The organism is Clostridium sp. DFI.1.208, from assembly GCF_024463855.1.
In the GTDB taxonomy this organism is placed as follows: domain Bacteria; phylum Bacillota_I; class Bacilli_A; order Erysipelotrichales; family Erysipelotrichaceae; genus Clostridium_AQ.
On sequence record NZ_JANGCA010000016.1, the window covers coordinates 39,563 to 65,276 of the forward strand.

Here is a 25,714-nt window from a genome sequence, read left to right on the forward strand (position 1 = left end):
AAATATATATAAATCCTTCATCGCCATTAAAAAATGCCACAGCCTGCGGCTGTATCATCCTACATATTGTATCAATATGATAGATTTTATCATTCCCATAGATTTGTTTCCTTCCAGCATCTGTACACAGACGCGATGATCGCACTCTCTTGCGTACATAAAAAAAGAGCCGGTATATGCCAGCTCATGTAACAATTTAATTTATATGCTTATATTCGTACACCAGCTTTGATTCCGGAATCGTCTTCTTCTGTTGGAATCTGTCCAGAATACGGCTGATCGCCTTATCACAGCCCTCAATCGAGGTTGTCGCAATAATCAGGGAATACTGAAACGGACTGCATTTTGTGAATACATCGTTTTTTCTCAGCTCCGTCGTGATAACATCGCGAAGGATATCGGATTCTCTTTGCTGAGCCTCTTCCTTCAGTCCCTCCGGCTGCTGCATGGTCAACAGCACCAGATAACGGGAACGCGAGGATCGTCTTGCGGAACGCAGATTCATCTGGTATATGTTTTTGAATACATCAAAGTCACAATAGAAGGTGCCTTCATTTCTGACATTTTCCTTCAGCTGCTGTTCCAGCTCATGCACATCGACCGGATTGCTAGCAATGCACTGCACAACTTCCGTATAAATTTCTCTGCACAGCGGCGTTACCTCGATTCCAAGCCTACCATAATACATATCGATAACCTTGTGATAATACGACAACGCCAGTGAGTATTGATGCGTCTGCCGATATGCCTCCAGCTTATATTCATGGATATGGTTATTCGCATAGTGCTTAAAGCCCAGAATATCGCACAGCTTGATCACTTCATCATAATATTCCTTATCCATCAACAGCTTGCAGCTGCGGTTGGTTGCTCGCATCAGATTGTTGTCATAGTAGGTTTTCTGCAGCTCTACCCAGTTCTGTGTATGAAATTCAAACATGAAATCTTCCATATAATTACTGAGCAGCTCCTTGCAATACTGATAAGAGGCTTCCGGTGCTTCCTCCTCTTCGATTTTCCTGCACAGCTCATCCATCTGCACTACGTCAATCTCACAGGGGATTTCAGCATTCCATGCATAGGTATTGCCTTTTGACAGAATGAAGGATAGCTCGGGATTATCCGGATAAAACTTCTGCAGTTCCTTTCTTGCGCGGTAAACAAGATTACGCAAAGCTCCCTCGGGCTTATCTGATTCATCCTCCTTCCACAAAATTTTTATCAGCTTCTCCTTCGATACCACCGTATGCCGATACATAATCAGATAGGCGATCAGAAGAATCAGCTGTGTGCTTTTCTTTGTTTCCTGTGGAAACCGATAATTTTTGTTTTCCATATAAAATTCACCCAGCAGATGAATTTTTAATATATTTTTCTTTCTCATAGGATGTCCTCGTTGCTTTCTATGATTTCATTTTATCACAAATCCATCTCATGAAAAGAGGGCTAAAAAAAATCAGAAATCATAGAAAAACAAAGCCATTAACGGACTGTGAATTTCAATTTTTCTGATTTTCCTGCATTTATCTTGACAATATAACTATATGAAATTGAACAAAAGCCCTCCCTTATGCGTTATGTAACACCTTTTTGATATCATCCGCAGAGATTGGACCTTCACGGACAATGCGCGGTTCTTCGTCGCTCATATCTACGATCGTGCTTGCCAGCTTGCCCTTCGCCTCTCCCAAAACGATGGCATCAATTCTACCATCCAGCTGCGCCAGCACCTGCTCATCTCGTACTCCGGTTTCCTCTCCGGAACGATTTGCACTCGTTACCAGAAGCGGCTTTCCGCATTCCTTAATCAGATGCAGTACAAACGGATCGTCCGGCATCCGGATTCCCACGGTAGGAAAACCGTTTGTCACATAATCCGGCAGCGTATCCTGCTTTCGCAAAATCATCGTAAATGCTCCCGGCATAAAAGCATCCGCCAAAGCAACGGCATCCGCACGCATAAGCGCAATACGCTTCATCTGTTCCACATCCGCAACCATAGTCGGAATGGGCTTGTTTTCCGGACGTCCCTTGCTTTCCTTCAATGCACGCAGGGCTTCCTCGTTTTCATAGATGACACCCAGTCCAAATACCGTATCTGTAGGAAACGCCACAACCTTTCCGCTTTTCAGCAGCTCTGCGACTTCCTTTACATCCTTTTTCTCAAACCGTCTGGTTTTCATGTTCATCATTTCCTTTCCATTATCAGCATTGTAGCACAGAATTTCCACAAAAAACACAGTGGATAGAAAATGATGGAAAGTTGATGGAGAATCATAAACAAAATATGGAAATTGTAGTATATTTTGCAAACAAAATGTTGAAAAATCGTGGAGTTTATGGACTACCTATGGTATGATAGCTAGGCTCGACATTTATATTCTAAGGAGGGTAAAAATGGAAAGTTCAAAGAAAATAGTCTGGTATAACCTTGCGTTTATGGCATTTTCTACCGTATGGGGTTTTGGAAATGTATTGAACGGCTTCGTATACTTCAACGGTATTCAGGTTATATTCAGCTGGATTCTGATGTTTGCTCTGTACTTCGTGCCTTATGCATTGATGGTCGGAGAGCTGGGATCCGCATTCAAAGACTCCGGTGGTGGAGTCAGCTCCTGGATCAATGAGACAATTGGTCCGAAATTCGCCTACTATGCCGGGTGGACCTACTGGGCATGTCACATTACGTACATCGCAAGCAAAGGAAGCGGTGGACTAAAAGCACTGAGCTGGGCTGTGTTCCGCAATGCGGAAACTTATGACACATTCCCGACCATTTATGTGCAGTTGGGTACACTGGCAGTCTTCCTGTTCTTCTGCTGGGTCGCAAGCCGCGGTCTGAATCCGCTGAAGAAGCTGGCGACGGTTGCCGGAAGCAGTATGTTCATCATGTCCATACTCTACATCATTATGATGTTTGCCGCACCGGTTATCAATCCAAACGGCGGCTTTGTCACTCCGGATTTCAGCTGGGATAACATCTTCCCGCAGTTTAATCTGCAGTATTTCACATCGCTGTCCATTCTGGTATTTGCCGTCGGTGGCTGTGAAAAGATTTCCCCTTATGTAAACAAGGTGGAAAATCCAAGCAAGGGCTTCCCAAAGGGTATGATCACACTGGCAATCATGGTTGTTGTATGTGCTATTCTGGGTACGATTGCAATGGGTATGATGTTTGATCCTTCCGTTATCAACGGAACGACGGAATCCTTTAATTCCTATGTATCCAACGGTTCCTACTGGGCATTCCAGAAGCTGGGCGGATACTATCACATGGGAGATGCACTGCTGATCATCTATGCATTGTGCAACATGATCGGTCAGTTCTCAACACTGGTATTAAGTATCGATGCTCCACTGCGTATGCTGCTGGACAACGAGGAAGCCAGAGAGTTTATCCCATCCGGGCTGCTCAAGAAAAACAAATACGGTGCTTATATCAACGGTATCTGGATGGTTGTCATCCTGTCCGGAAGCATTATTCTGATACAGTCCTTCGTACCTGGTGCTGCCAGCGTACTTGCACAGCTGAACAAGCTGAATTCTGTAACCATGCCGATGCGTTATCTATGGGTATTTGCCGCCTACATCGCGCTGCGGACTGCACGAAACAAATTCCAGCCGGAATACCGGTTTGTAAAGAATCAGGGAGTCGCTATGACCTTTGGTATCTGGTGCTTTGCTTTGACTGCTTTCTGCTGTATCTTCGGTATGTATACACCGGGGGATATGTTCACCACAGCATTAAACGTCATTACGCCTATCGTACTGACAGCGCTTGGTATGATCCTGCCGGTTATCAAAAGAAACGAAAAGGCATAAACCTTAAGACAAGATCAGCCGGTCTTGTCTTTCTTACTATTAAGTCATTGTACAACATTTGCTTTTTAATATCCGTGTTTATAAGCTGTGCCACCTTTCAGCGGATTGTGGCAAATCAAAGATAAACAACAGGTCCACGAAATCAGGTAAAGAAAACGCTGCTCTTTGGGTAGAATTCCCCAAACAGGAATTACCCTGTTCAATCGACATGGTATGCCGGAGGGCATGTTTACCCCGTAAGCATACCATGCTATACTGTACGTGTAGATTACAGGAGGATAAATCAATTATGTATAAAGATATTGCAAAAGAATTAGGAAGCTTCATTCAGAAAAGTCCAAGCTGCTTTCATGCAGTGCATACCATGAAAGGTATGCTGCTGGAAGAGGGCTATACGGAATTACGGGAATGTGAAGTCTGGACGCTGGAAAAGGGCGGAAAATACTTCACAACTAGAAACGGCTCCAGTCTGATCGCCTTTCACATTGGAAGCAGTCTAACGGATTATCACTTTCAGGTTACTTCATCCCATTCTGATTCTCCTACCTTCAAGGTAAAGGAAGAAGCAGTTCTGAAGGGAAAAGGCGGCTATCTGCAGCTGAATACGGAAGGCTATGGCGGTATGCTGTGTGCAACATGGATGGATCGGCCGCTTTCTTTGGCAGGGCGTGTCCTTGTAAAGGAAGGCAACACCTTCACCAGCAGGCTCGTAAGCTTCGATCGTGACCTTCTGCTGATTCCAAACGTTGCCATTCATATGAATCGTGATGTAAATAACGGTATGAAATATAACAATCAGGTGGATATGCTGCCGCTGTTCTCAGCCGGAGAATGCAGTGAAAGCGATTATGCACAGCTGCTTGCTGATGAGCTGGGCTGTGCAAAAGAGGACATCTTCGGAACTGATCTGTATTTGGTAAACCGCATGGCTCCAAGCATCTGGGGCATGAAGGAAGAATTCATTTCCTCACCAAAGCTGGACGATCTGCAATGTGCATTCACATCTCTGAAGGCGATGCTGCAGGGGACAAATGAACAGGCAGTCAATGTATTTGCATGCTTTGACAACGAGGAGGTTGGCTCCGGTACCAAGCAGGGTGCCTGCTCAACCTTCCTGTATGATGTACTGCAGAGAATCAATGACAACCTTGGCTACACAAAGGAGGATTATTACCGCGCTGTTGCGAAGAGCTTCATGGTTTCCTGTGACAACGCACATGCTGTACATCCGAATCATCCGGAAAAAACAGATGATACGAACTGCACCTATATGAATAAGGGGATCGTTGTGAAATTCAGCGCCAACCAGAAATATACAACCGATGCAATCAGCTCGGCAGTCTTTGCGGGTATCTGTGAAACAGCAGGAGTACCTGTTCAGCATTTCGCAAATAGAAGTGATGCAGCAGGAGGCAGCACACTTGGAAATCTCTCCAGCCAAAAGGTATCCATGCACACCGTGGATATCGGATTGGCTCAGCTTGCCATGCACTCCTCCTATGAAACAGCAGGTATCAAAGACAGTGAGTATATGATTCGTGCACTCACAACCTTCTATAACACCAATCTTCATATTACCGACAGCGAAACGATTGAGGTCGCATAGAGCTCCATGAAAGGTCAAAGCAGTCAGAAAAAAATTCATATTGACAATCTGTATCTGATGAAAAAGCTGGATGAGGATTATCATAAGGAATTTATGCGTTTCTATGACTATGTACTGCACAGCAATAAATCCGATGCGGATATCAACATCATTGTCAATACCGCACTCAATCAGTGTCTGGAGGGAATGAAGAACAGAAAAAAGGCTACGCTGGTAATCCCGAAGGATTTGAAAGAATATACGGCAAAGCTTTCCCGCGGTAATGTGTATAAGGATATGAAGCGGAAAATTCGCAATCAGGATTATGAGAAAATGCAAATCAGCAGTATCTGGTATGTATTCTCCCTCTGTATTGTGCTGTTCTTCTTTAAAAATCTGATGGATCAGAAATTTATAGTGAATTATCTGGTTGATGTCATCGTTGCCTGTATTGCAGGTGGTATTGCAATGAAAAACTTTCTGATACGCAAAAGAATTGTAAAACGCTATCAGTTCGGCAGCTTCTATATGCGAATGGACATCATCGCAATCGTCGCCTGTGTATTTATAAAAATAGTGACACCTGCCGCATATGCTAATTTTGATATCACCTATCTTCTTCTGGTGATTTCCTTCTTCATTATGAAACGGAAGATCAAGCCGCAATTTGAAGCGGTGATATAGCAGACATGAAAAGCCCTCAGCAATACGCTGGGAGCTTTTTTGTTATTGTTATCCAAGCAGAAATGGTTCTTTGAAGTATGTATGCGTATGCTGGAGTCGTGATACACAAAGGGGATTCGATGTAAAAACAGCTGTATATACCGCATCCTGTATCAAATACTTCCATCCGGATTTCGACTCCATTGGAATAAAGCTGTCATGCCCCTTCTCTTGTATGAAAGAAAATTCATGGAATTTTAAAATTTGTAAAGTATTTCTTTTTGTGTGATATTTTGAAATATATACAGCTACTGACTCGTATAGTAAATGAAAGAAGGTAACCCCCTATGAAACGAGCCTGCAGCATTATCCTTATCCTAGTATTGATCTCCATTGTTTTTCTGTCTGCATACAGCAGTTTACAGACAGACTATAAGCTGATTTCGGCAACAGGAGCTTTTTCCCGGGGAATAATTGTGCATTCCATGTATTCTGGTGATGAAGCTGCGGCTACAGACAGGCAGGAGGAAGCACCATCCGTACAGACTGATAGAGAAAGCAAGCCAGCGGAACAAAGCCATGGTACTGCATCATCAAAGCCGCAACAAAAAAAGCTGCGCATAATTCAAAGCGTACAGGAAACCTCGTATTACTGCGTTCCTGCCTGTATACAGATGACGCTTCGCTATCACGCTATAGAATGCACGCAGCACTCCCTTGCACAGCAGCTCCATACAGATCCTGTAACCGGTACGGAGTATGTGGATATGGCAAGGGTTTTGAACAGCTACCTGTTTCCTGATGCAAGCATGCCATCAGCGGATGAAGCAGGCTATCATGTACAGACAATAGCACCTACAGATCACACACAGGAAGTATCCGAGATATTTTCACGCCGCTGTGAACAAAACATTAAAGACGGTTACCCTGTATTCGCCGCAGTTGATCTGCATGCGCTTTATCCTGCACTTGCACATGCCAATCATATGGTGCTGGTAATCGGTTATGCAAAGAATGATGAAACGATAACCTCCTACTATATCATAGATCCATATCCGCCTGTTCAGGATGATGTATACAAGGGATTAAAGATATTTTCTGCCGAGGAGCTTGTACATGCCATGCTGGTAAATGAGGAGCCTGCCTACATATGGTAAACTATGGCAAAATTTATCAATTAAAATCAAAGCAGCATGCCCTGGCGCTGCCTTGGAATTGAGGCGCGAAAAATGGTCAAAGGAAACGAAGCTTCCTATCATAGGGGATCTTACTTGGACAAATGAAATAAAAGATTTCAAAAGCTATTGTATTCTTCAATAGTAATGAAATCTTTTTTTACATCTATCCTAAAGGCAACAACCCTAAAGTAAGAAAGAACTATCATAGGAATTTGCTTCTTTTTTCGTTTTCTCCTTGTCCTCTGATAAGAGCAGGATATCATGCTTTCTCACATACTTCTATTGAGCATCTTATTGACGATTGCATGCAGCCCTGTTAGTATAATATGGGAATAAAAACACGGTCTGGTTGGTAGTCCAGACGCAATGAGAATTGTCAGTAACCTGCCTCCTTGGTTGTCCGTTTCCTTATATAGTATATAAGGAGGAAGCATTATGAATCAGACTCGCTTAGCTTTACTGTCTTCTTTGAAGACCCTTTTTGGATTGGTTTATTTGAATACCGGGAAAATCAGCTGCTGTATTGGAAACGCATCGTATTTGGCAGTGAGCCCAGTGAGCAGTTGGTATATGCATGGCTGAAGAGCTTCTGGTATTCCATCAACTTTCAAAAACCTGTGGAAAGCGTGCAGCAAAAGGTGCATCATCGAAATCCCAAGCGCATACAGCGCGAGGCTCGTAAAGCACTGGATGTAAGGCTATCCTGTACAAAATCACAGCTGGCAAAAAAACAGCAGCAACAGGAGCGTGCAGAGCAAAAGGCTGATAGGCGAAAGGCAGACAGAGAAGAACAGAAGGAAGCGTTTCGTCTTAGACAGATGAAGAAAAAGGCAAAGCATAAGGGTCATTGACATTATACGTTACCAGCTGTACAAAGGGTATGCCTGCGCATACCCTTTTATATGAAAGCTGCGTGTGTTTGCCTATGGACTACTGATGAATCGTTTTGATCCGAAAGAGAAAATAGTAGTATTTAAAGAGCATGAGTGCAAACAAAAACAAACGTAGCCATAGATTGTTCATAAAATACATAGCAGCAAGCAGCATCAAACTGGCAAAAGTCAGTAGAGAAGCCTTGGTTTTCCGTGTCATGGAACGATGCTGTACGAAGGAATCCAGATGATTTTTGTACAGCTGTGTCGAAATGAACCAGCAATGAAAGCGCCGTGAGCTTTTCGCAAAACACCAGGCAGAGAGAAGCAGAAACGGTGTTGTAGGTAAAACAGGAAGCACAACACCCGCTGCCCCCAGTATCATAGATAAAACACCAATGATAAAATAAATAGGTTTCATATATGTCTCCTTTCGTGACAGCCATATATGCTGTATCACCATGAGCGGTCGATGCAGGAGCATCCTCCAGCCGCTAAAGCGCATGACGCTGCGAATCTGTTCACGCTGTTCCTTTTGATAACAATGTACCCTGCAGCTGCTGCAGAAGGTCTTGCTTTCCATAAATGGACAGCTGTCAATACGCTGATGTGCGTAGCTGCGAAGCTCCTCGCATTCCTTGCAAAGTCCCTGTCCATGATGCTGCTTTCGGCAATACAGGGATATCATTTCCTCAATGACAAGCTTTTCCTTTTTCCGTTTGGCTGTGGCATCCATCAGCTAACTCTCCCGGATTCCACAGAAAGCACTGTATCCGCAATGCGCATAGTCGTAGGACGATGGGATACCAGAAGAATCGTTTTATCCTTCTGTGCCTGAATACTTTTCAGGATAACAGCTTCATTCAATGCATCCAGATTACTGGTCGGTTCATCCAAAAGGATACAGTCGGAATCATGCAGGAATGCTCTTGCGAGTGCGATTCTTTGCTTCTCCCCTCCGGAAAGGGAATCACCGAGCTCTTCCACCAGTGTTGCATACTCCTTTGGCAATGACATAATAAAATCGTGAATTCCCGCTTTGCGGCAGGCCTCTTCAATCTCATTAACAGATGCGTCCAGCTTCGCGATTCGTATATTGTTGAAGATGGTATCGTGAAATAAAACTGTTTCCTGTGTAACCAGACTCTGCATGTTACGCAAATCACAGGTATTGATTTCCTCCAGACTGACACCATTGATGGAAATACTGCCCTGCGGCGCATTCCAGAATCGCATAAGCAGCTTCAGCAGGGTTGATTTTCCAGAACCGCTCTTCCCATGAATACCTGTAATCTGGCCCTTTTTGAAGCTTGCCTGTACCTTACGCAGCACCTCTTCCTGCTCATAGGAGAAGCTCAAATCCTTCACTTTTATATCCCCGCTGTATGCCGGCTCTTTCCCGCTGATTTCCTCAACCTCTTCTTTTTCATCCAGCAGCTGCAATACACGTCTTGCACTCGCCATGGTAATCAGAAGATTATTGGAAAGACTGGCAAGAGCAAGAAGTGGTCCGAAGCTGGATACCATCAGCACGGTACTCATCAATACCGTTGTAAAGCTTACCCTTCCCTGCAGATACAGCAGGCTGCCGCATAGCAGCATAAGCAGGGTGAATAGCGTAACCACCGCATTTCCAAGAATCGCAGAGGTACCTTCATGCAGCTTCAGACGCTTTGCTGTATCATGAAGTGCTTCACTTTTTTTCTGCATTTCCTCCATACGACGGTTTCCGATACGGTATTGTAATATATCCTGCATTCCACGAAGCGATTCCAATACATAGCTGCTCAAGCTTCCAAATCCCTCACGGGACTGACAGCCCTCCTGCTTACCCAGCTTTGTGATAAGAAGTGGAAGCAGTACTCCGCAGGACACATATCCAAGCAGTGCAATCATAAAGAACAGCGTATGCATGTTCGCAAACTGTATCAGAAGTATGGCAGATGTGAATACAGCAATTAAGACAGGGGAAATCGTATGGGCATAAAACACCTCCAGCGCTTCTATATCACTGGTAATCAGATAAATCAGATTTCCCTTATCCTGTCCCTCCAGCTTTGCCGGTGCAAGGCGTCGCAAAACAAGGAATACCTTATCTCGAAGAATGGCAAGCAGCTTGAATGCAATATAATGATTGCAGGCCTGCTCACCATAATGCAAAATCCCTCGTAGAAGTGCCAGTACAAGCATGATTACAAAGAACACACTCACTGGAAAATCCGGTGCCTGTATAGCGATATGGCTAATGAGAAGTGCACTGAAATACGGAATGTATATCGCACATAGAAAGCCCGTAACACCGAGAAATACCGCCAGCAGCATATAGGGAGCCAGCGGCTTCACAAGCAGACTCATTCGTGCCATCAATCGTATATTTCCTATTTTATCCATACTGTATATCTCCCTCCATAGCTTCCAGCTCCTGCTGTTTCTCATACATTTTTGCATAGGCTCCCTGCAAATGCAGCAGCTCCTCATGTCTGCCATGCTCCTGACAGGTACCCTGTTCAATCACATAGATCTGATCACAGTTTATAATGCTCTTCAGCCGATGCGTGATCATGATTACCGTTTTCGTTTCTGCCAGCTTATGAATGATCGATATAATGGCATCCTCACTCTTTGCGTCAATATTACTTGCGGCCTCATCAAAAATATAAACATCGCGCTGAGCCAGCAATGCCCGGGCAATGGATAAACGCTGCTTCTGTCCACCGGATAAATTATTCCCCTGCTCCTGCAATTCCATATCCAGGCCGCCCTGTTCCATGACAAAATCAAGAAGCTCCACCTTACGCAGTGCCTCCAGCATATCCGCTTCACTCAGCGAAGCCTTTGCTATTGCCAGATTTTCGCGAACACTGCCCTTAAAAATAAATGGTTGGTGGCTGACATATAGAAAGGATTGATAGAAGGCATCATCGTCAATATCCCTCCGCTGCGTTCCCGCAATCAGCAGCTGTCCATGGTAATCTTTGACAATGCCGGCAATCAGCTTGGCAATCGTACTCTTACCGGAGCCGCTTTCTCCAACGATTGCAGTGAACTGTCCAGGTCTAAGCTGCATATATACATGCTTTAGGATAACGCGTTGCTCATCATAGGAAAAGCTAAGATCACGCAGCTGGATATCCCCTGTTTTTGCTTCCCTCTGCATGCCCTCTGCATGATTCAGCGGCTGATCCAGAATACGGAAAATTTTATCACTCGCGGCAATACCATTCATCGCAATATGGAAAAAGGAGCCCAGAAGACGCAACGGTATAAAAAATTCCGAGGAAAGCAAGACTATGCAGATAACCTGAAATAATGACAGATTTCCATTTTGAAATCCGAGGATGGCCACAATACTCCCCAGAGCCGCACCGCCATAAGCAATCAGATCCATGACACTGACAGAGTTTAACTGCATTGTGAGAACCTTCATTGTGATTTTACGAAAATTCTCCGCCTCCTTGTTCATTTCCTGCTGCTTCCATTCATCCGCCTGATAAATTTTCAGTGTGGTAAGCCCCTGCAAATTCTCTAAAAAGCTGTCTCCCAGTGTCGTATAGCTGCTCCAGTACTTAGATAACAGCTTCTTTGCAAATTTCTGTACCGCTATGATAGACAGTGGTATAAGCGGTACACAAAGCAGAAGAACGAGTGCACTTCTTACGTCCATCCATACAAGAATCAGGAATAGCGTTATCGGTGCAAGCATACTGTAGAAAAACTGGGGAAGATATCTGCCAAAGTAAATCTCCAGCTGATCAATTCCTTCGACACTCAACTGCACCAGCTCACTGGTCACTGCACTCTTCGTATAGTCATTTTTCATTTCCAGCAGCTTTGCGAAAAGCCGCATGCGAAGGTGCTCCCGTACATGACAGGAGGCCTCATGGGAAAATATACTCGTTTTTTGAACACAGATTGCTCGAACCGCAATGCACAAAAGTACGCCGCATGCTGTCAAAAGCAGAATCCGTGGTTCTATGGTCTTGTTGAATATGTGTGAAAGTACGTTTGCCAGCAGTATCACGAAGACGATATTGCAGAGCAGGGATAACCACTGCATACCTACCTGCTTCAGGATATATGGTTTTGCCTCCGGCATCTCTTTTAAAAGTCGTTTATCAATCATAGTGCCTCCTTGTTAGTTTGAGATAACTTATCGGATAGAAGTTTACCACGGTTAACAAAAGGTGTCAATGTATAATGATTTTTTATATGAGAATTCAACAAAAAATATAATGTAATTAAAAAGTATGTTAAAATTATCTGGATAGGAAGGATGTGGAAGAATGACCGGAAAGAGAATGCTGTATCTTTATGCATGTCTGTGGATTATCGGCTTCTGTATGGTAGTATCTGTCATTTTTCCAAAGACAACACCACAGGCTGCTGTTATAGTTTCGCAACCCAAAGATATTGAGGTCCTAAACAACAGCTGGAAGGCCAAAGATGGTAAGGCTGTAGTGAATGCAGATTTCCGGGATAAAACCTTTAGCAGAAAAAGAACCCTGCCGGTAATTGCGAAGGATACCATGCTTGTTATCAGAAATAATTATCGTGGTGTACAAGTTTGTATAGATCAGGATGTTCGTCTGGATTATGGTTACCGTCAGGATGATACCACCTTGCTTGGCAATGTATATATACGGGTGCCGCTTACACCCAAGGACAGTGACAAAGAGCTGCTTCTGAACTTCAAAAATAATTATTCAAATCTAACCTCTGATATAGAATATCCCATGCTGGTTTCCGCATCCTCTTTCTCTTTTTATGTATTGCAGAAGAATGCCGGAATCGTTCTCACGGTAATCCTGCTGCTACTGCTTGATGTCATTCTTGTTTTTCTGATCATATGGTTGAAAAACCGCAGCTTCTGGTTGTCTAAAACATCCCTGTATGCACTTGTGGGCTTTATTTTTCTCACTGCACTGTGGCTGCTTACAGACTCCCCGGTATTACAGCTGTATGTGAGTGACAGCCTGCGTATCGTTTTATTATCCTTCTGCAGCTTTATGCTTATGCCGATTCCGCTTCTGGTCTTTATAAATGACGCATTAAAGCTACGGCGCCCTTCGTTGACTTTACTTCAGCTTTTGCTGCTGGGAAACACCATTGTGCAATGTATTCTGTACCAAGCAGGCATTCTGGATTTCGTACAAATGCTGCCAATTACCCACTTCCTGATGATTATCAGTATCGCTGCCCTGCTGTTTACATTGATTCGTGAGGTACGCCTGTATAAGACAGACTATTCCCGCAATATCCTGCTATCCTTCTTTATCCTTGCCCTGTTCTCCACAGCAGCACTAATTGCCTTTTACCTTCATCCGATGAGTGACTATAATATTTTCTTCCGCATCGGGCTTCTACTGTTTATTGTCATGCTGAGCTGCTTTTCCTTTCACAAGATTTATCTCCTGTCACAGGAACAGGAACAAATACAGTTTTATCGCCAGCTTGCCTATACGGATACTATGACAAAAACACGCAATCGCTCAGCGTTTGAACAGGATTGCGAAAAGCTTGCCGACAGTGGAAGTGCAGTCTCTCTTACTGTATTCATGTTCGATATCAATAACCTGAAGTATACGAATGACACCTATGGACATCAAGCCGGTGACAGTATTATCAAGGATGCAGCGGATATCCTGCACAGTGTTTTTTCCGATATCGGCCAGCTGTACCGGATCGGTGGCGATGAATTTCTAGTCATCAGCGAAAGAACATACACCTCCGCACAGGCTGTATATACGTTATTGGAACAGCAGTTGAAGGAGTATAATAAGAATGCTGCCTATCCTCTATCTATTGCCAAAGGATATGCCAGCAATATTCGGCATAATAAAGGTATTGAGGAGCTGCTGGAGTCAGCGGATCATGCCATGTATGAGGATAAGAGAAAGAGCAGAGAATGAGAAAAATCCCCTTTGGGGGGGATTTTTTCATAATGGAATTATGTATTCATATGGATCTATCTTTCATTAACAAAAAACAGACATTGACTATTCGCTGTCTTATGTAAAAGGACAGATAGCAGGCATGTCTGTTTCTTATATATTGTGGTTTATTTCTCAACCGCAACTACCTTGGTATCCGCCAGATAGTCATGAATCATTCGTCTCGATTTCTTTTTCATAGCGATATAAATGGACAGGAAACAGATAACACCACTTGCTACTCCAAGAACCAGTGTTAAATCATATCCTGCAGCCAACGACAGGAGCTGACAGACATAGCTTCCTCCTGGAATCAGACAGCCTTCCAGAATGATACAGCCAAGGATCTGCCGTATGCACAAGGACTTCAAATCGACATCGCTGCCATCCCGCTTAACGATTTTCATATCCATGAATTTCTTTCCACATGTCTGGCCATTATGGCGATAAGGGTAAATCACATAGTATGCAATGCAAAACAGCAGACTGAGTATACCTGCCACCCAGCCATAAGGCTGATCAAAAATCAACAGATTCTGATTAACCTCCTGTGTTTTGGTCAGAGCCATATATAAAATGACAGTTGGAAAAGCAGTAATCATAGAGCCTGCCACCCAGTCAATCAGCCATGCTACAGCTCGATTTGTCATGTCTACGTTACATGCTTCATTGTCTAGTTTTGAAAATAGTCGAAAATACCATTTCAGCTTTACTGTATCTTCCATATGCCAAATCTCCTTTACGTATTGGTTTTTAGTGGTCTATACCACTTGACAACCATAGTATAACACACATGAAAGCGCATTCCAAGTATTTTTATATATAAATATGATTCCTCTTTGATACACAATATTACTAATATGAATAACACGCTTTGATGAAATACAAAATTACGATGTCCACGTGAAGGATGAGGCAGGACGTTTCTATAATCTCGAGATGCAGACCACGTATGCAGGAATTGCGGAAATGATGCGTTTTGAATTTTACGGAGTCAGAGCATTGAACATTCAGCTGAAAAGCAGTGAGAAATACAGGGATTTGAAGCCTGTATACCAGGTTATTTTCATTGAAAAATATGCTTGGAATAATAAAAATCTGATCAATCACTATAAAATGCGTAATGAACAGGGTAAGCGGAGAGTGCATATCCACTGATCAGAAGAACCTTCATCCATCTACCGGTCATCCATGACATCGCAAATGCGTTTATGATTCATGTAAAAATATTTGCATCCCCTTATATGCAGGAGTATAATAATATTCATACATTATGAACAAAAAAGGAGTTATGTTTATGCTATATACCTTTGTTATCTGCTTCATCGCCGGTATCGGTGCAGGTCTTGGCACCGGCTTTGCAGGAATGAGCGCCGCGGCGGTAATATCCCCGATGCTGATTACATTCTTGGACATGGAACCCTATATGGCTGTGGGGATTGCTCTGGCGAGTGATGTGCTGGCCAGCGCTGTTTCCGCTTATACATACGGCAAGCACGGCAATCTGGATATCCGCAACGGCATTGTAATGATGATATTTGTTCTTCTCTTCACACTTGTTGGAAGCTATATATCCAGTCTGGTTCCGGGAACAGCAATGGGTGGCTTCTCCACCTTTATGACGCTGCTGCTTGGTATCAAATTCATCGTGCGTCCGGTCATGACAACAAAAAGTAGTATGGAGCATACCAATCCGAAGAAAAGACTTATGCAATCCATGGTGTCCGGCGCGATGGTTGGCTTCATCTGCGGTTTTATCGGTGCAGGCGGCGGTATGATGATGCTGCTGATTTTGACCAGCGTACTTGGCTATGAATTAAAAACAGCAGTCGGTACCAGCGTATTTATTATGACCTTTACCGCATTTACCGGTGCTGTTAGCCACTTTACCATCGGTGGTATGCCCGATATAACCGCTTTGATTCTCTGCATCGCCTCTACACTTCTTTGGGCGAGAATAGCAGCTAGATTTGCCAACAAGGCCAGTGCCAAAACACTGAATCGGGCAACCGGTGTTGTACTTACGGTATTAGGCATTGCCATTCTGGCTGTCAATTATTTGTAATCTTTTATAGAATGGATTGGTAATATGCAGCTCTGCAAAAAATAAAAAGGGAAGACATGTGTCTATTGTGATCATAGACCTGTTTTCCCTTTTGCTGTAAACGTATTTGTATAGAGAAACGGAAAGTGCGTTTCTACATACTTCCCTTATGATATACGGTGAAATACAGCATACGTTATTCAATTTCCTTGTTTACATAATTGACGGTATGCACACGGTATCCCAGCTTTCGATCAACGACATTCTTTAGTTCTTTATGTTCCAGAAATGCCTGCAAATTATAAAGTGCAATTTCTGTAAAGCGATAAAAGGATTCCTTCAGCTGAAAGGTACCGGAAATATGAGGTGTGATAATGACATTTGGCTGTTTCCAGAGCGGATGCTCCTTTGCAAGGGGCTCCCTGTCGCATACATCCAGAACAGCTCCTGAAAGCTGCTTCTGCTGTATAGCCTGCAGAAGTTCATCACAACTCAAAGCATCCCCTCTTCCCACATTGACAAGAATTGCCGTTGTCTTCATACAGGCAAGCTGTTCACTTCCAAAGCATCCACGGGTCTTTTCTGTACTCGGAAGTGCCAGCACCACCACATCAGCACGCGGAAGCAGCGTACACAGCTCTTCCATCGTATGCAGCTCATCGAAATAAGGAACTCGCTCCTGCACCCGTCGGCGTATTCCTATTGTATACGCGCCCATTGCTTTCACTCTTTTCGCAAATTCCTGTCCTAAGTCACCGGTTCCCGCAATCAAAATCGTAGAGCCGTAAATCGACTGCACCGGCCCTTCCATATGCCAGTACGCCTGCTCCTGATTACGGATATACAGATTCATATTCCGCATCAGCATCAATATTGTGCAAATCAGATATTCGCTGATTGCCATTCCAAAGCTTCCGGAAGCATTGCATAGCTGACAATCCTTCGGAAGCAATCCATCAGCTGTATACTGCTCACTACCCGCACAATCCAGCTGCAGTAAACGCAGTCTCTGCGCATTTCCTAAAAGCTCTTTCGGTACTCTGCCAATGATGACATCCGCCTCTTTTACCATAGCGGCACTCACACACTTCGCATTTGAGCATGTCACAATATAGCTGTCCGGTATTCGGGCAAGCTGTTCCCGTTCAAAGCCGGAAAGCTCAAGCAGATGCAGCTTTTCCCTACTCATCTTCATGCAGCAGTACTCTTCTTGAAATATCGGAAAGCAAATAAATCTGATCAAAAACCTCTTCCATTCTTTCATTCAGCTCATCCAGAATCTCTCCGTCTACATTATAATTCAAAAAGGCGTTTTCAATTTCCTCCGTCAGCTGCAGCCCCTTGTTGGAAATCTCCAGAAACTTTATGAAATTTGTACTGTTAGCAGCATTTTGAAACTTCTCAACATCATGCTTGATGAAGGACAGAACCTCATATTCATTGGAAAACTTGCCATGAACCATGGAATAAGGGCGCATCCTCTGCAGAAAATATTTACCCTCTCGTGTAATATTGAATACATAGGAGATTCGCATATCCTCCTTCAAATCAAAATTAACCAGATACATCTGTGAATCCAGCTTCTGTATCTTTGTCGCATTCATTTCCTCCAGCTTTTCCTGAATCAGCTCTTCATTCATATACATAATCAGCCCTCATTTCTCTTTTCGCTCTTTTCCTATACGCTTACCTACAGTATATCACAATCTAAATACTCCTCCTTATAAAATATTGCGTTCCCTTTTTAAAAATTAGATGTATAATAGAAAGCTGAGGGATATCGTATGGAAAATTTAATATTTTGTCTGAATGCCACGATTCCGGTATTCATAACAATGATTTTTGGTTACTTCTTTAAAAGGATACACCTGTTTGACGCAGCCTTCCTTTCTAAAATGAACAAGTTTGTATTTGTTGCAGCGCTGCCTGTTCTTCTGTTTGAGGACATCAGCACAACAGACCTTAGAAAAGCATGGGATACATCCTTTGTCGTCTTCTGCTTTCTGGCAACACTGCTCTCCATTCTCTTTTCAATCGCCGTTTCCTATCGATTAAAGGATCGAAGTATTCAGGGAGAATTTGTACAGGCAAGCTATCGCAGCAGTGCTGCGATTCTGGGCATCGCCTTTATTCAAAATATTTATGGAAATGCAGGAATGGCTCCACTTATGATTGTTGCGACTGTTCCTCTCTATAATATTATCGCTGTTATTGTGTTGTCGATGATGAAGCCAAAGCGAGAAGTGTTGCATAAAGAGCTTATCCTGCAAACGGTTAAGGATATTCTGCGCAATCCGATCATTCTGGGAATCGGTGCCGGTATGCTTTGGTCCCTGCTAAGAATCCCGCAGCCCGTCATACTGCAGAAGTCACTGCATAATCTGGGAGCCCTTGCGACACCGCTTGGGTTGATGGCGATGGGAGGTTCCTTTGAATTTCACGATCTCTATGCCAAACGAAAGCCCGCTCTGATCTGCACCTTCATGAAGCTGATTCTGTTTGTCGCAATCTTTCTGCCGATCGCAATTTCTCTTGGCTTTGTGAATGATAAGCTGGTGGCGATTCTGGTCATGCTTGGCTCTGCCACGACAGTAAGCTGTTATATTATGGCTCGGAATATGGGGCATGAGGGAACGCTATCTAGCAGTGTTGTCATGATGACCACACTTGGCAGTGCATTTACATTGACGATGTGGCTGTATATATTAAAAAGCTTGCAAGCTCTATAGGAGGAAACGCTATGCAACTGGTGAAACACGTACATATTTATGCACCAAAGGATCTGGGGATACAGGATATTCTTATAGCAGAAGGGCACATCGCCCACATCGCGCCTCACATCGAGCCAGCTCCCTATATGGACATTACCGATGGCTGTGGAAAACGGTTGACACCGGGATTGATTGATCGCCATGTCCATGTAAGCGGAGGAGGCGGAGAAGGCGGCTTTGCGACACGGACTCCGGAAATTCAGTTATCTGCACTCATACAGGCAGGCATCACTACGGTGGTTGGTTTACTTGGGACTGACGGTGTGACACGCAGTGTAGAGGATTTGATTGCCAAAGTCAAAGCGCTTAAAAGTGAAGGAATTTCCGCCTATGCTATGACAGGCTCCTACGCTTATCCGAGTGCGACAATTACAGGCTCAGTAAAAAAAGATATCCTGTTTATAGACGAAATTCTTGGTTTGAAGCTTGCATTAAGCGATCATCGAAGCTCTCATCTATCACTGGAGGAATTTTTCAGACTTGCCAGTGATGTCAGGACAGCTGGCATGCTCGCAGGAAAGCCGGGTTGTATGACATTGCATATGGGGGATGAAGCTGACGACCTTGCCTATGTCATGAAAGCCGTGAAAAACACCGGACTGCCATGTACCATGTTTCACCCGACCCATGTCACAAGAAATGAACAGCTGTTCCAAAAAGCCCTGCAGCTATTATATATGGGCGGTACCATAGATATAACCTGTGATGAGCAGGGAGGATGTGCTTCCTGGATTAAGCAGGCAAACCCAAAGGATTATGAACGAATCACCGTAAGCTCTGACGGGCAGGGGAGCTGGTCAAATTACGATGAAAACGGAAATCTGACTGCAATCGGTGTCTCCAATGTTTCTGTTCTCCTGCAAAATGTGCAGGAAATGCTGCGGAAACAGGACTTTTCAATTACCGACTGCATTTCCTTCGCAACAGCGAATCCAGCCCGTGCGCTTGGCTTATACCCTGCAAAGGGGTGCATCTGTGTTGGAGGAGATGCCGATCTTTTGCTGTTTGATGAAGATTGGCAGCTTCATGATGTAATGGCGAATGGGAGCTGGTTAATGAGAAAGCAAAAGCTTTTGAAGAGAGGAACCTTTGAATAAAGGTACTGTCATTGATATAAGTCCGATATACAGCAAAAAGGTATCCGCAAGGACATAACGGTAGGCTCCATACCGTATATCTTTCGATACCTTTTTTTCTATGAATTTTTCACTTTCACAAATAACGCTTTGCCTTTAATACTTTAAATCTATAATTTTCTCCCAGCTGAATTCCTCTCTGCCAAAATGCCCATAGCAGGATGTTTCCTTGTAAATCGGACGGCATAGATCCAGTTCCTCAATGATATCCTTTACCTCAAAGCTGAAATTGCTGCGAATGATATCGAGTATCTCCTCATCACTTTTATTTCCTGTTCCAAAGGTATCCACCATAATGGATACCGGCTTCACCTTACCGATAGCATATGCAACCTGTACCTCACATTTGCTGGCCAGCTGATGTGCCACGATATTCTTAGCAACATAGCGGCAGTAATATGCTGCACTGCGGTCAACCTTGGAAGGGTCTTTACTGGAGAAGCAGCCTCCACCGATTCTTCCCATGCCACCGTAGCTGTCTACAACGATTTTCCTTCCCGTTGTACCACTGTCTCCAAAGGAACCACCCATGACAAAGCTGCCACTTGGATTGATCAGATAAATGGTATCCTCATCCAGCAGCTCATCCGGGATGACAGGGGTTATGACATCCTTCATGACGATGTCAGCAATCTGCTGCTGTGAAGCCTTCGCCACATGCTGTGTGGAAACAACAATCGTATCAATTCTCTTGATTTTATCATTTTCATATTCCACGCTCACCTGTGTCTTTCCATCCGGAAGCAGCAGAGCATTCCCACGACGTACATCACTCAGGCGCTTTGCCAGCTTGTGTGCATATTCAATAGCAGCTGGCATATAGTTATCTGTATCATCACATGCATATCCGAACATGATTCCCTGATCTCCTGCACCGATTTCTCCATCATCCTGTACAACAGCCTGATTGATTTCCTGAGACTGCTCGCGTACCTTCACCAACACCTCATACTCTTCCGTATAGCCGATTTCCCGAATAACCTCTTTTGCGATTTTCGCATACTCCAGCACAGCCTTGGTATTAGCCTCGCCATAAACAAGTACAAAATCATCCTTGATGGTTGCCTCCACCGCCATTTTACTGGCAGGGTCCTGACGAAGAGCTTCATCCAGAATACTATCTGCGATACGGTCACAGATTTTATCCGGATGCCCCTCTGTAATACTTTCTGATGTAAAAATATAATCCTTCATTTCTCAAATCTCCTTTGCTTCTATCCTGAAAAATGCCTTCCCTAGCGTGAGAGAAGGCAAATCGTTATGTGATTGTTCTCTTATCGCTGTTAGCAGTACCACCTTATATGATGCGTCATACAGGTTGGTGTGGGATCAAGCGAGCTAACTCTCTACCCCAACTCTTGATAAAAAGGCATCTATATTAAACCACAATATAAAAAGCATTGCAATAGTAAAAAGAGATTCCGCATTGGAAATCTCTACATAAGATTGATGGAATAAATCTGTATGATTTTCTTATATACTTCCTGAAGACCAATCTGTCGGATCCAGTTATCCAACTCAAATATATTCTCAGGTTCATTCTGTATATCCATGATATCAACAATTATACGATAAATTTCGTTATCTGTTACAGTCATGCCCACCCTCCCATTGAATATTGAGCATCTCCCCATGATAGCTCTCCTATATCATAACACAAAATTGATAATTACACCAATTTTTCGTTAATTTGATATGAATAATTGTTACCTTACCAACAAGATAGCTAAAAAATCAACGCAACAATTTAAAAAAAGTGATGATTCATTATATAAAAAGAGAAAATCCCTGTGGGAAAGGCAGAGATTTTCTTGAAAGAGAAAGGGCAACAGCAATGAAAAAGCTATTTATCAGGATGAGGAAACAAGAACTGCTGCCATCTATTAGCAAACAGACATATCTTTGTCTGTACCTGTATCTTACACCTTTTATGTGAATACCTCGTGAAGCTGTCATGAAGGATGGGTTAAGCTTTATGTGAAATGATCAGAGGAACATGGGGGAGCTTTGTTTGTTTCTTGTGCAGAGTCCAAATTACGCAGCTATAGAATTTATGTAAGGAAATGAAAATCCTTTCTTTTTTACATTGACTTTCCTAATGTCAGCTTATAAAATGTACAGGAAAGGTGTGTAGAAAGTATATGAAATCAAGAGAAAAACTATCATCCAGACTCGGATTTATTCTGATATCCGCTGGATGTGCAGTCGGTCTGGGGAATGTATGGCGTTTTCCATACATTACAGGCCAATATGGAGGAGCAGCCTTTGTACTGCTCTATCTGGTTTTCCTGGTACTGCTGGGATTGCCTATTATGGTTATGGAATTCTCCGTCGGACGTGCTTCTCAGCGCTCCGCAGCGAAGTCCTTCGATTTATTGGAACCGGAAGGAACCAAGTGGCATCTTATAAAGTATGTCTGTATGGGGGGCAACTATCTGCTGATGATGTTTTATACAACAGTCGGAGGATGGATGATCAATTACTGTTTAAAAATGGCAACCGGAACCTTTGAGGGTCTACGGCCGGAACAGGTAGGACAGACATTTTCCGATATGCTTGCCAGTCCCGGACAAAACCTGTTCTGGATGATTGCGATTACTGTGATCGGCTTCTTTATCTGTAGCAGAGGACTGCAAAACGGCGTGGAAAAGATGTCAAAATACATGATGTCCTGTCTGTTTATCGTCATGCTGGTTCTTGTGATTCGTGCAGTTACCCTGCCAAACGCAGTAGAAGGCTTAAAATTCTATCTGATTCCGGATTTTCAGAAAATGATGGCAAATGGCTTATGGGATGCTATTTTCGCAGCCATGGGGCAGGCATTTTTTACGCTGAGTCTTGGCATTGGTGCCCTTGCTATCTTTGGCAGCTATATTGGAAAAGATCGCTCTTTGCTGGGAGAAAGTCTGAATGTATGCATTCTGGATACCTGTGTGGCCTTTATCGCCGGACTGATTATATTTCCTTCCTGCTTCTCCTTCAACGTTGCAGCGGACAGTGGTCCTGGTCTGGTGTTTGTCACATTACCAAATGTTTTCAATGCGATGTCACAAGGAAGATTATGGGGCTTTCTATTCTTTCTATTCATGTCCTTTGCGGCAATCACGACCATCATTGCAGTATTTGAAAATATTGTAGCCTTCGCAATGGACAGCGGCTGGTCCAGAAAAAAAGCTGTTCGTGTAAACTTTATCCTGATCCTGCTTTTATCACTCCCTTGTGTATTCGGCTTCAATCTTCTTTCCTTTATAGAACCGCTTGGAGATGGAAGTACCATACAGGATCTGGAGGATTTCATTGTATCCAATAATATGCTGCCGCTGGGTTCTCTCATGTATCTGCTGTTTTGTACCTTCCGCTATGGTTGGGGATGGAAGAGCTTTACGGATGAGGCAAACAGTGGTACAGGCTTTAAATTTCCTGTATGGGCACGCTTTTATGTTTCATACATACTGCCTGTTGTAGTTATTTATATTTTCTTTCAGGGCTACATCGAGAAATTCGCAAAGCCATGGAATATATTGATTCCACTCGTTCTGCTGCTTCTCATGATTTATGTCCCTTTGCAGGCATGGAGAAAGAAAAGAGCAAATAACAAATAAGACCACTCTCAGAAACAAAGCATAAGAAAAAACGATATATGAAATAGAGGCTCCTCATCAATCATACAGGAGCCTTTTTTGGTTATCCGCAAGAGAACGGCATAATAAAAATATTATAATCGTATCACCTTAACATATAGGAACGAATCGCTTCACCTACAGAATCCACCAGATGATCAGCAGCTTCTCTTACCTTCTGTGGAGAAGACTTGAAGGTAAAGGATACATCCGCATCCTGCAGCATAGGAATATCGTTATAGGAATCTCCGATGCCAAAGCAGCTGTGCAGATTCATGAGCTTTTTCAGCTTTAAGAGCGCCTTTCCCTTAGAACAGCCGTAAGGTACCACATCAACAAAATTCTGATTCTGAAATACCGCACAGGTATTGGGAAGCTGTTCTTCCATAGAGCGGCATAAGCGAGCCGCGGCCTCCTCATCTACCATGCGAAAGGACAATCCATGGATATTCTGATCCTTTATTTCCTCTATTTGTTGAATGACCGGAATATCTGTAAATGCTCTTGCTTTCTTATATGCATAGATATTACCACCAGCCTGAATGGCGATACTTTCCACATCCTCCTCAAGCATACTCAGCTGCTTTGCGGTTTCCAGTGAAAGACAGCATTCAAACAGTATCCTTTGATCTTTGTCCAGTATCATTGCCCCGCTGCTAACGATATAAAAATCAGGATGCAGGCGTTCGGAAAGAAATGCCGTAATGCCCCATAATGGCCGTCCTGTGCACAGACCAAACAGACACCCCTGCTTCTGCAGCTGTTTGATTCCTGCTATATCCTCTTCCCGATAGCTTTCTACTGCATCGTGCAGATACAGTGTTCCATCGAAATCACTTGCCAATGCCTTCATAATATCACAACCCTTCATCTGCTTCATTTTAAGAGGAAAGTGTTCAGCTGTCAATAAAGAAAATACCTGTATGCTGTTAAATAGCTTTACAAAGGATATGAAGCAGGAAATAGAGTATTTTAAGGATCATAACAAATGAAAGCCAACAGACTTTGCATAATTAAGCAGCTAAAAAAATGCTGGGAGTCAGCATTTTTTCAAATCCTATATGTTTACTCATGTATAGGCAGTTATCAAATTATTTATGCATAGCCTAAAGCAAATGATTAGGAATTCAAATTCTATTGATATACACAATAGCTTGAATTCCTATCTTTTTTAATATCACAAGGATACAGGTCCCTTTCTATAATAGATGGTAATGCCGCAGCATCTCTTTTATTTTTTCATCATCCTGCGCACTGCATTCCAGCACCGGCTTCCTTGCCGGCCCGATTTCTGCGATTCCCGCAAGCTCTGCCGCACGCTTCATGACAACCGGTACCGTTCCCAGCTTCAATACGCCGCGCAGTACATCGATGTCCTTCTGCAATTTCTCTGCTTTTTCTATTTCTCCATTTCGCAGTGCCTTGTCCAGCTCCACCAGCACCTCCGTTATTACATTGGAGGTTCCTGCCACTGCACCGCTTGCCCCTACTGCATAGCCATAGCTGATTTTGGAATCCGAACCGATCAGCAGATCGAAATCATCACGCTTCGCAATTTCTGCATACGCCTTCAGATTTTCTTCCTTTCCACTGCTGTCCTTGATACCGCGGATGTTCTTTACCTCCGCCAGACGTCCCACGACCTCTGCGCTCAAATTGCAGCCTGTCGCCTTTGGAATGTTGTAAAGAATGATCGGAATGCTGACACTTTCCGCAACCGCTGTGAAATGCTGTACCAGCTCTTCCGCAGTCGGTGTCAGAAAATACGGTGTGATGACACTCAGTGCATCTGCTCCCAGCTCCTCCATCTTCTTTGACAGACGGATGGTTTCCTTTGTGCTGCACGCCCCTGTCCCTACATATACCGGAACACGGTGGTCTACCATTTGGATTACCTTTTCGGCAAATTCTATTTTTTCCGCTTCCTCGATCACATGAAACTCCCCGTTGCTTCCGAGAATGAAGATTCCCTTTACCCCCTTTGCGATTAGGTGGTCGATCAGCTGCTGTGTCGCCTCATAGTTGATGCTTTGTTCCGCATCACGATGAAACGGTGTTACGATTGGTGTGATGATACCGTCAAACATATAATT

At 43.6% G+C, this 25,714-nt stretch carries 23 protein-coding genes; 11 read left to right on the forward strand and 12 right to left on the reverse strand.

Annotated elements, in window-relative coordinates:
• Window positions 1-196: 196 nt before the first annotated feature.
• Complete coding sequence (locus NE665_RS10080) at window positions 197-1,384, reverse strand: BTAD domain-containing putative transcriptional regulator (protein WP_117441815.1); 1,188 nt, start codon at window positions 1,382-1,384, stop codon at window positions 197-199.
• Window positions 1,385-1,568: 184 nt separating this feature from the next.
• Window positions 1,569-2,183 carry an L-threonylcarbamoyladenylate synthase gene (locus NE665_RS10085; protein WP_178760093.1) on the reverse strand — a complete coding sequence of 205 codons (615 nt, stop codon included), beginning with the start codon at window positions 2,181-2,183 and terminating at the stop codon, window positions 1,569-1,571.
• Between the two features lie 214 nt (window positions 2,184-2,397).
• Between NE665_RS10085 and NE665_RS10090 the strand changes: the two genes are divergently transcribed.
• The 5 genes from NE665_RS10090 to NE665_RS10110 all read left to right on the forward strand — a co-directional run bounded on the left by NE665_RS10090 (window position 2,398) and on the right by NE665_RS10110 (window position 8,099).
• On the forward strand, window positions 2,398-3,822 hold the full coding sequence (locus tag NE665_RS10090) for an amino acid permease (protein ID WP_117441817.1): 1,425 nt from the start codon (window positions 2,398-2,400) through the stop codon (window positions 3,820-3,822).
• A 289-nt stretch (window positions 3,823-4,111) separates the two neighbouring features.
• On the forward strand, window positions 4,112-5,428 hold the full coding sequence (locus tag NE665_RS10095; protein WP_178760092.1) for a M18 family aminopeptidase: 1,317 nt from the start codon (window positions 4,112-4,114) through the stop codon (window positions 5,426-5,428).
• A 6-nt stretch (window positions 5,429-5,434) separates the two neighbouring features.
• Entirely contained in the window at window positions 5,435-6,091 is a 657-nt protein-coding gene (locus NE665_RS10100; protein ID WP_178760091.1) for a transporter, read from the forward strand.
• A gap of 326 nt (window positions 6,092-6,417) precedes the next feature.
• A complete protein-coding gene (locus NE665_RS10105) occupies window positions 6,418-7,227 on the forward strand; it encodes a C39 family peptidase (RefSeq protein WP_117441820.1) in 810 nt (269 codons plus the stop codon).
• A 440-nt stretch (window positions 7,228-7,667) separates the two neighbouring features.
• Window positions 7,668-8,099 carry a YjdF family protein gene (locus tag NE665_RS10110; RefSeq protein ID WP_178760099.1) on the forward strand — a complete coding sequence of 144 codons (432 nt, stop codon included), beginning with the start codon at window positions 7,668-7,670 and terminating at the stop codon, window positions 8,097-8,099.
• 79 nt (window positions 8,100-8,178) lie between these two features.
• Here the strand turns inward: NE665_RS10110 and NE665_RS10115 are convergent, their stop codons facing one another.
• Genes NE665_RS10115 through NE665_RS10125 form a run of 3 tightly spaced genes read right to left on the reverse strand, consistent with a single transcriptional unit; the run spans window position 8,179 to window position 12,243 of the window.
• Complete coding sequence (locus tag NE665_RS10115) at window positions 8,179-8,856, reverse strand: nitrous oxide-stimulated promoter family protein (RefSeq protein ID WP_117441822.1); 678 nt, start codon at window positions 8,854-8,856, stop codon at window positions 8,179-8,181.
• On the reverse strand, window positions 8,856-10,511 hold the full coding sequence (locus tag NE665_RS10120; protein WP_117441823.1) for an ABC transporter ATP-binding protein: 1,656 nt from the start codon (window positions 10,509-10,511) through the stop codon (window positions 8,856-8,858). Before NE665_RS10120 ends, NE665_RS10115 begins: the two co-directional genes overlap by 1 nt.
• The gene (locus NE665_RS10125) at window positions 10,504-12,243 is read right to left on the reverse strand and encodes an ABC transporter ATP-binding protein/permease (protein WP_117441824.1); all 1,740 of its coding nucleotides are present in this window, start codon (window positions 12,241-12,243) and stop codon (window positions 10,504-10,506) included. The genes NE665_RS10120 and NE665_RS10125 overlap by 8 nt, the downstream gene beginning before the upstream one ends.
• Before the next feature lie 160 nt (window positions 12,244-12,403).
• Between NE665_RS10125 and NE665_RS10130 the strand changes: the two genes are divergently transcribed.
• Window positions 12,404-14,029 (forward strand): GGDEF domain-containing protein, encoded by a 1,626-nt coding sequence (locus NE665_RS10130; protein WP_178760090.1) that lies wholly within the window; start codon window positions 12,404-12,406, stop codon window positions 14,027-14,029.
• A 149-nt stretch (window positions 14,030-14,178) separates the two neighbouring features.
• On the opposite strand, the gene NE665_RS10135 is transcribed toward NE665_RS10130, so the two are convergent.
• Window positions 14,179-14,775 carry an RDD family protein gene (locus NE665_RS10135; RefSeq protein ID WP_117441826.1) on the reverse strand — a complete coding sequence of 199 codons (597 nt, stop codon included), beginning with the start codon at window positions 14,773-14,775 and terminating at the stop codon, window positions 14,179-14,181.
• 178 nt (window positions 14,776-14,953) lie between these two features.
• Here NE665_RS10135 and NE665_RS10140 point away from each other — a divergent pair, with 178 nt between their 5' ends.
• Entirely contained in the window at window positions 14,954-15,208 is a 255-nt protein-coding gene (locus NE665_RS10140) for a PD-(D/E)XK nuclease family transposase (RefSeq protein ID WP_256302538.1), read from the forward strand.
• 133 nt (window positions 15,209-15,341) lie between these two features.
• Window positions 15,342-16,115 (forward strand): sulfite exporter TauE/SafE family protein, encoded by a 774-nt coding sequence (locus NE665_RS10145; protein ID WP_347285925.1) that lies wholly within the window; start codon window positions 15,342-15,344, stop codon window positions 16,113-16,115.
• 175 nt (window positions 16,116-16,290) lie between these two features.
• Here the strand turns inward: NE665_RS10145 and NE665_RS10150 are convergent, their stop codons facing one another.
• Both NE665_RS10150 and NE665_RS10155 read right to left on the reverse strand, forming a co-directional pair.
• Window positions 16,291-17,289, reverse strand: coding sequence for a D-2-hydroxyacid dehydrogenase (locus NE665_RS10150; RefSeq protein ID WP_117441828.1), 999 nt, complete (start codon window positions 17,287-17,289; stop codon window positions 16,291-16,293).
• On the reverse strand, window positions 17,276-17,740 hold the full coding sequence (locus tag NE665_RS10155; protein WP_117441829.1) for a hypothetical protein: 465 nt from the start codon (window positions 17,738-17,740) through the stop codon (window positions 17,276-17,278). The genes NE665_RS10150 and NE665_RS10155 overlap by 14 nt, the downstream gene beginning before the upstream one ends.
• Before the next feature lie 138 nt (window positions 17,741-17,878).
• Here NE665_RS10155 and NE665_RS10160 point away from each other — a divergent pair, with 138 nt between their 5' ends.
• Both NE665_RS10160 and iadA read left to right on the forward strand, forming a co-directional pair.
• Entirely contained in the window at window positions 17,879-18,823 is a 945-nt protein-coding gene (locus NE665_RS10160; protein WP_117441830.1) for an AEC family transporter, read from the forward strand.
• Between the two features lie 11 nt (window positions 18,824-18,834).
• Window positions 18,835-19,962, forward strand: a complete 1,128-nt coding sequence (gene iadA, locus NE665_RS10165) for a beta-aspartyl-peptidase (RefSeq protein ID WP_117441831.1) — start codon at window positions 18,835-18,837, stop codon at window positions 19,960-19,962.
• 135 nt (window positions 19,963-20,097) lie between these two features.
• On the opposite strand, the gene metK is transcribed toward iadA, so the two are convergent.
• Both metK and NE665_RS10175 read right to left on the reverse strand, forming a co-directional pair.
• On the reverse strand, window positions 20,098-21,195 hold the full coding sequence (gene metK / locus NE665_RS10170; RefSeq protein ID WP_117441832.1) for a methionine adenosyltransferase: 1,098 nt from the start codon (window positions 21,193-21,195) through the stop codon (window positions 20,098-20,100).
• Between the two features lie 242 nt (window positions 21,196-21,437).
• Window positions 21,438-21,599 (reverse strand): hypothetical protein, encoded by a 162-nt coding sequence (locus NE665_RS10175; RefSeq protein WP_009588313.1) that lies wholly within the window; start codon window positions 21,597-21,599, stop codon window positions 21,438-21,440.
• A gap of 543 nt (window positions 21,600-22,142) precedes the next feature.
• Here NE665_RS10175 and NE665_RS10180 point away from each other — a divergent pair.
• Window positions 22,143-23,603, forward strand: coding sequence for a sodium-dependent transporter (locus tag NE665_RS10180; protein WP_117441834.1), 1,461 nt, complete (start codon window positions 22,143-22,145; stop codon window positions 23,601-23,603).
• A gap of 124 nt (window positions 23,604-23,727) precedes the next feature.
• Here the strand turns inward: NE665_RS10180 and NE665_RS10185 are convergent, their stop codons facing one another.
• Window positions 23,728-24,474 carry an HAD family hydrolase gene (locus tag NE665_RS10185; RefSeq protein WP_233104579.1) on the reverse strand — a complete coding sequence of 249 codons (747 nt, stop codon included), beginning with the start codon at window positions 24,472-24,474 and terminating at the stop codon, window positions 23,728-23,730.
• Between the two features lie 346 nt (window positions 24,475-24,820).
• Complete coding sequence (gene dapA / locus NE665_RS10190; RefSeq protein ID WP_117441835.1) at window positions 24,821-25,708, reverse strand: 4-hydroxy-tetrahydrodipicolinate synthase; 888 nt, start codon at window positions 25,706-25,708, stop codon at window positions 24,821-24,823.
• Between the last annotated feature and the right edge of the window lie 6 nt (window positions 25,709-25,714).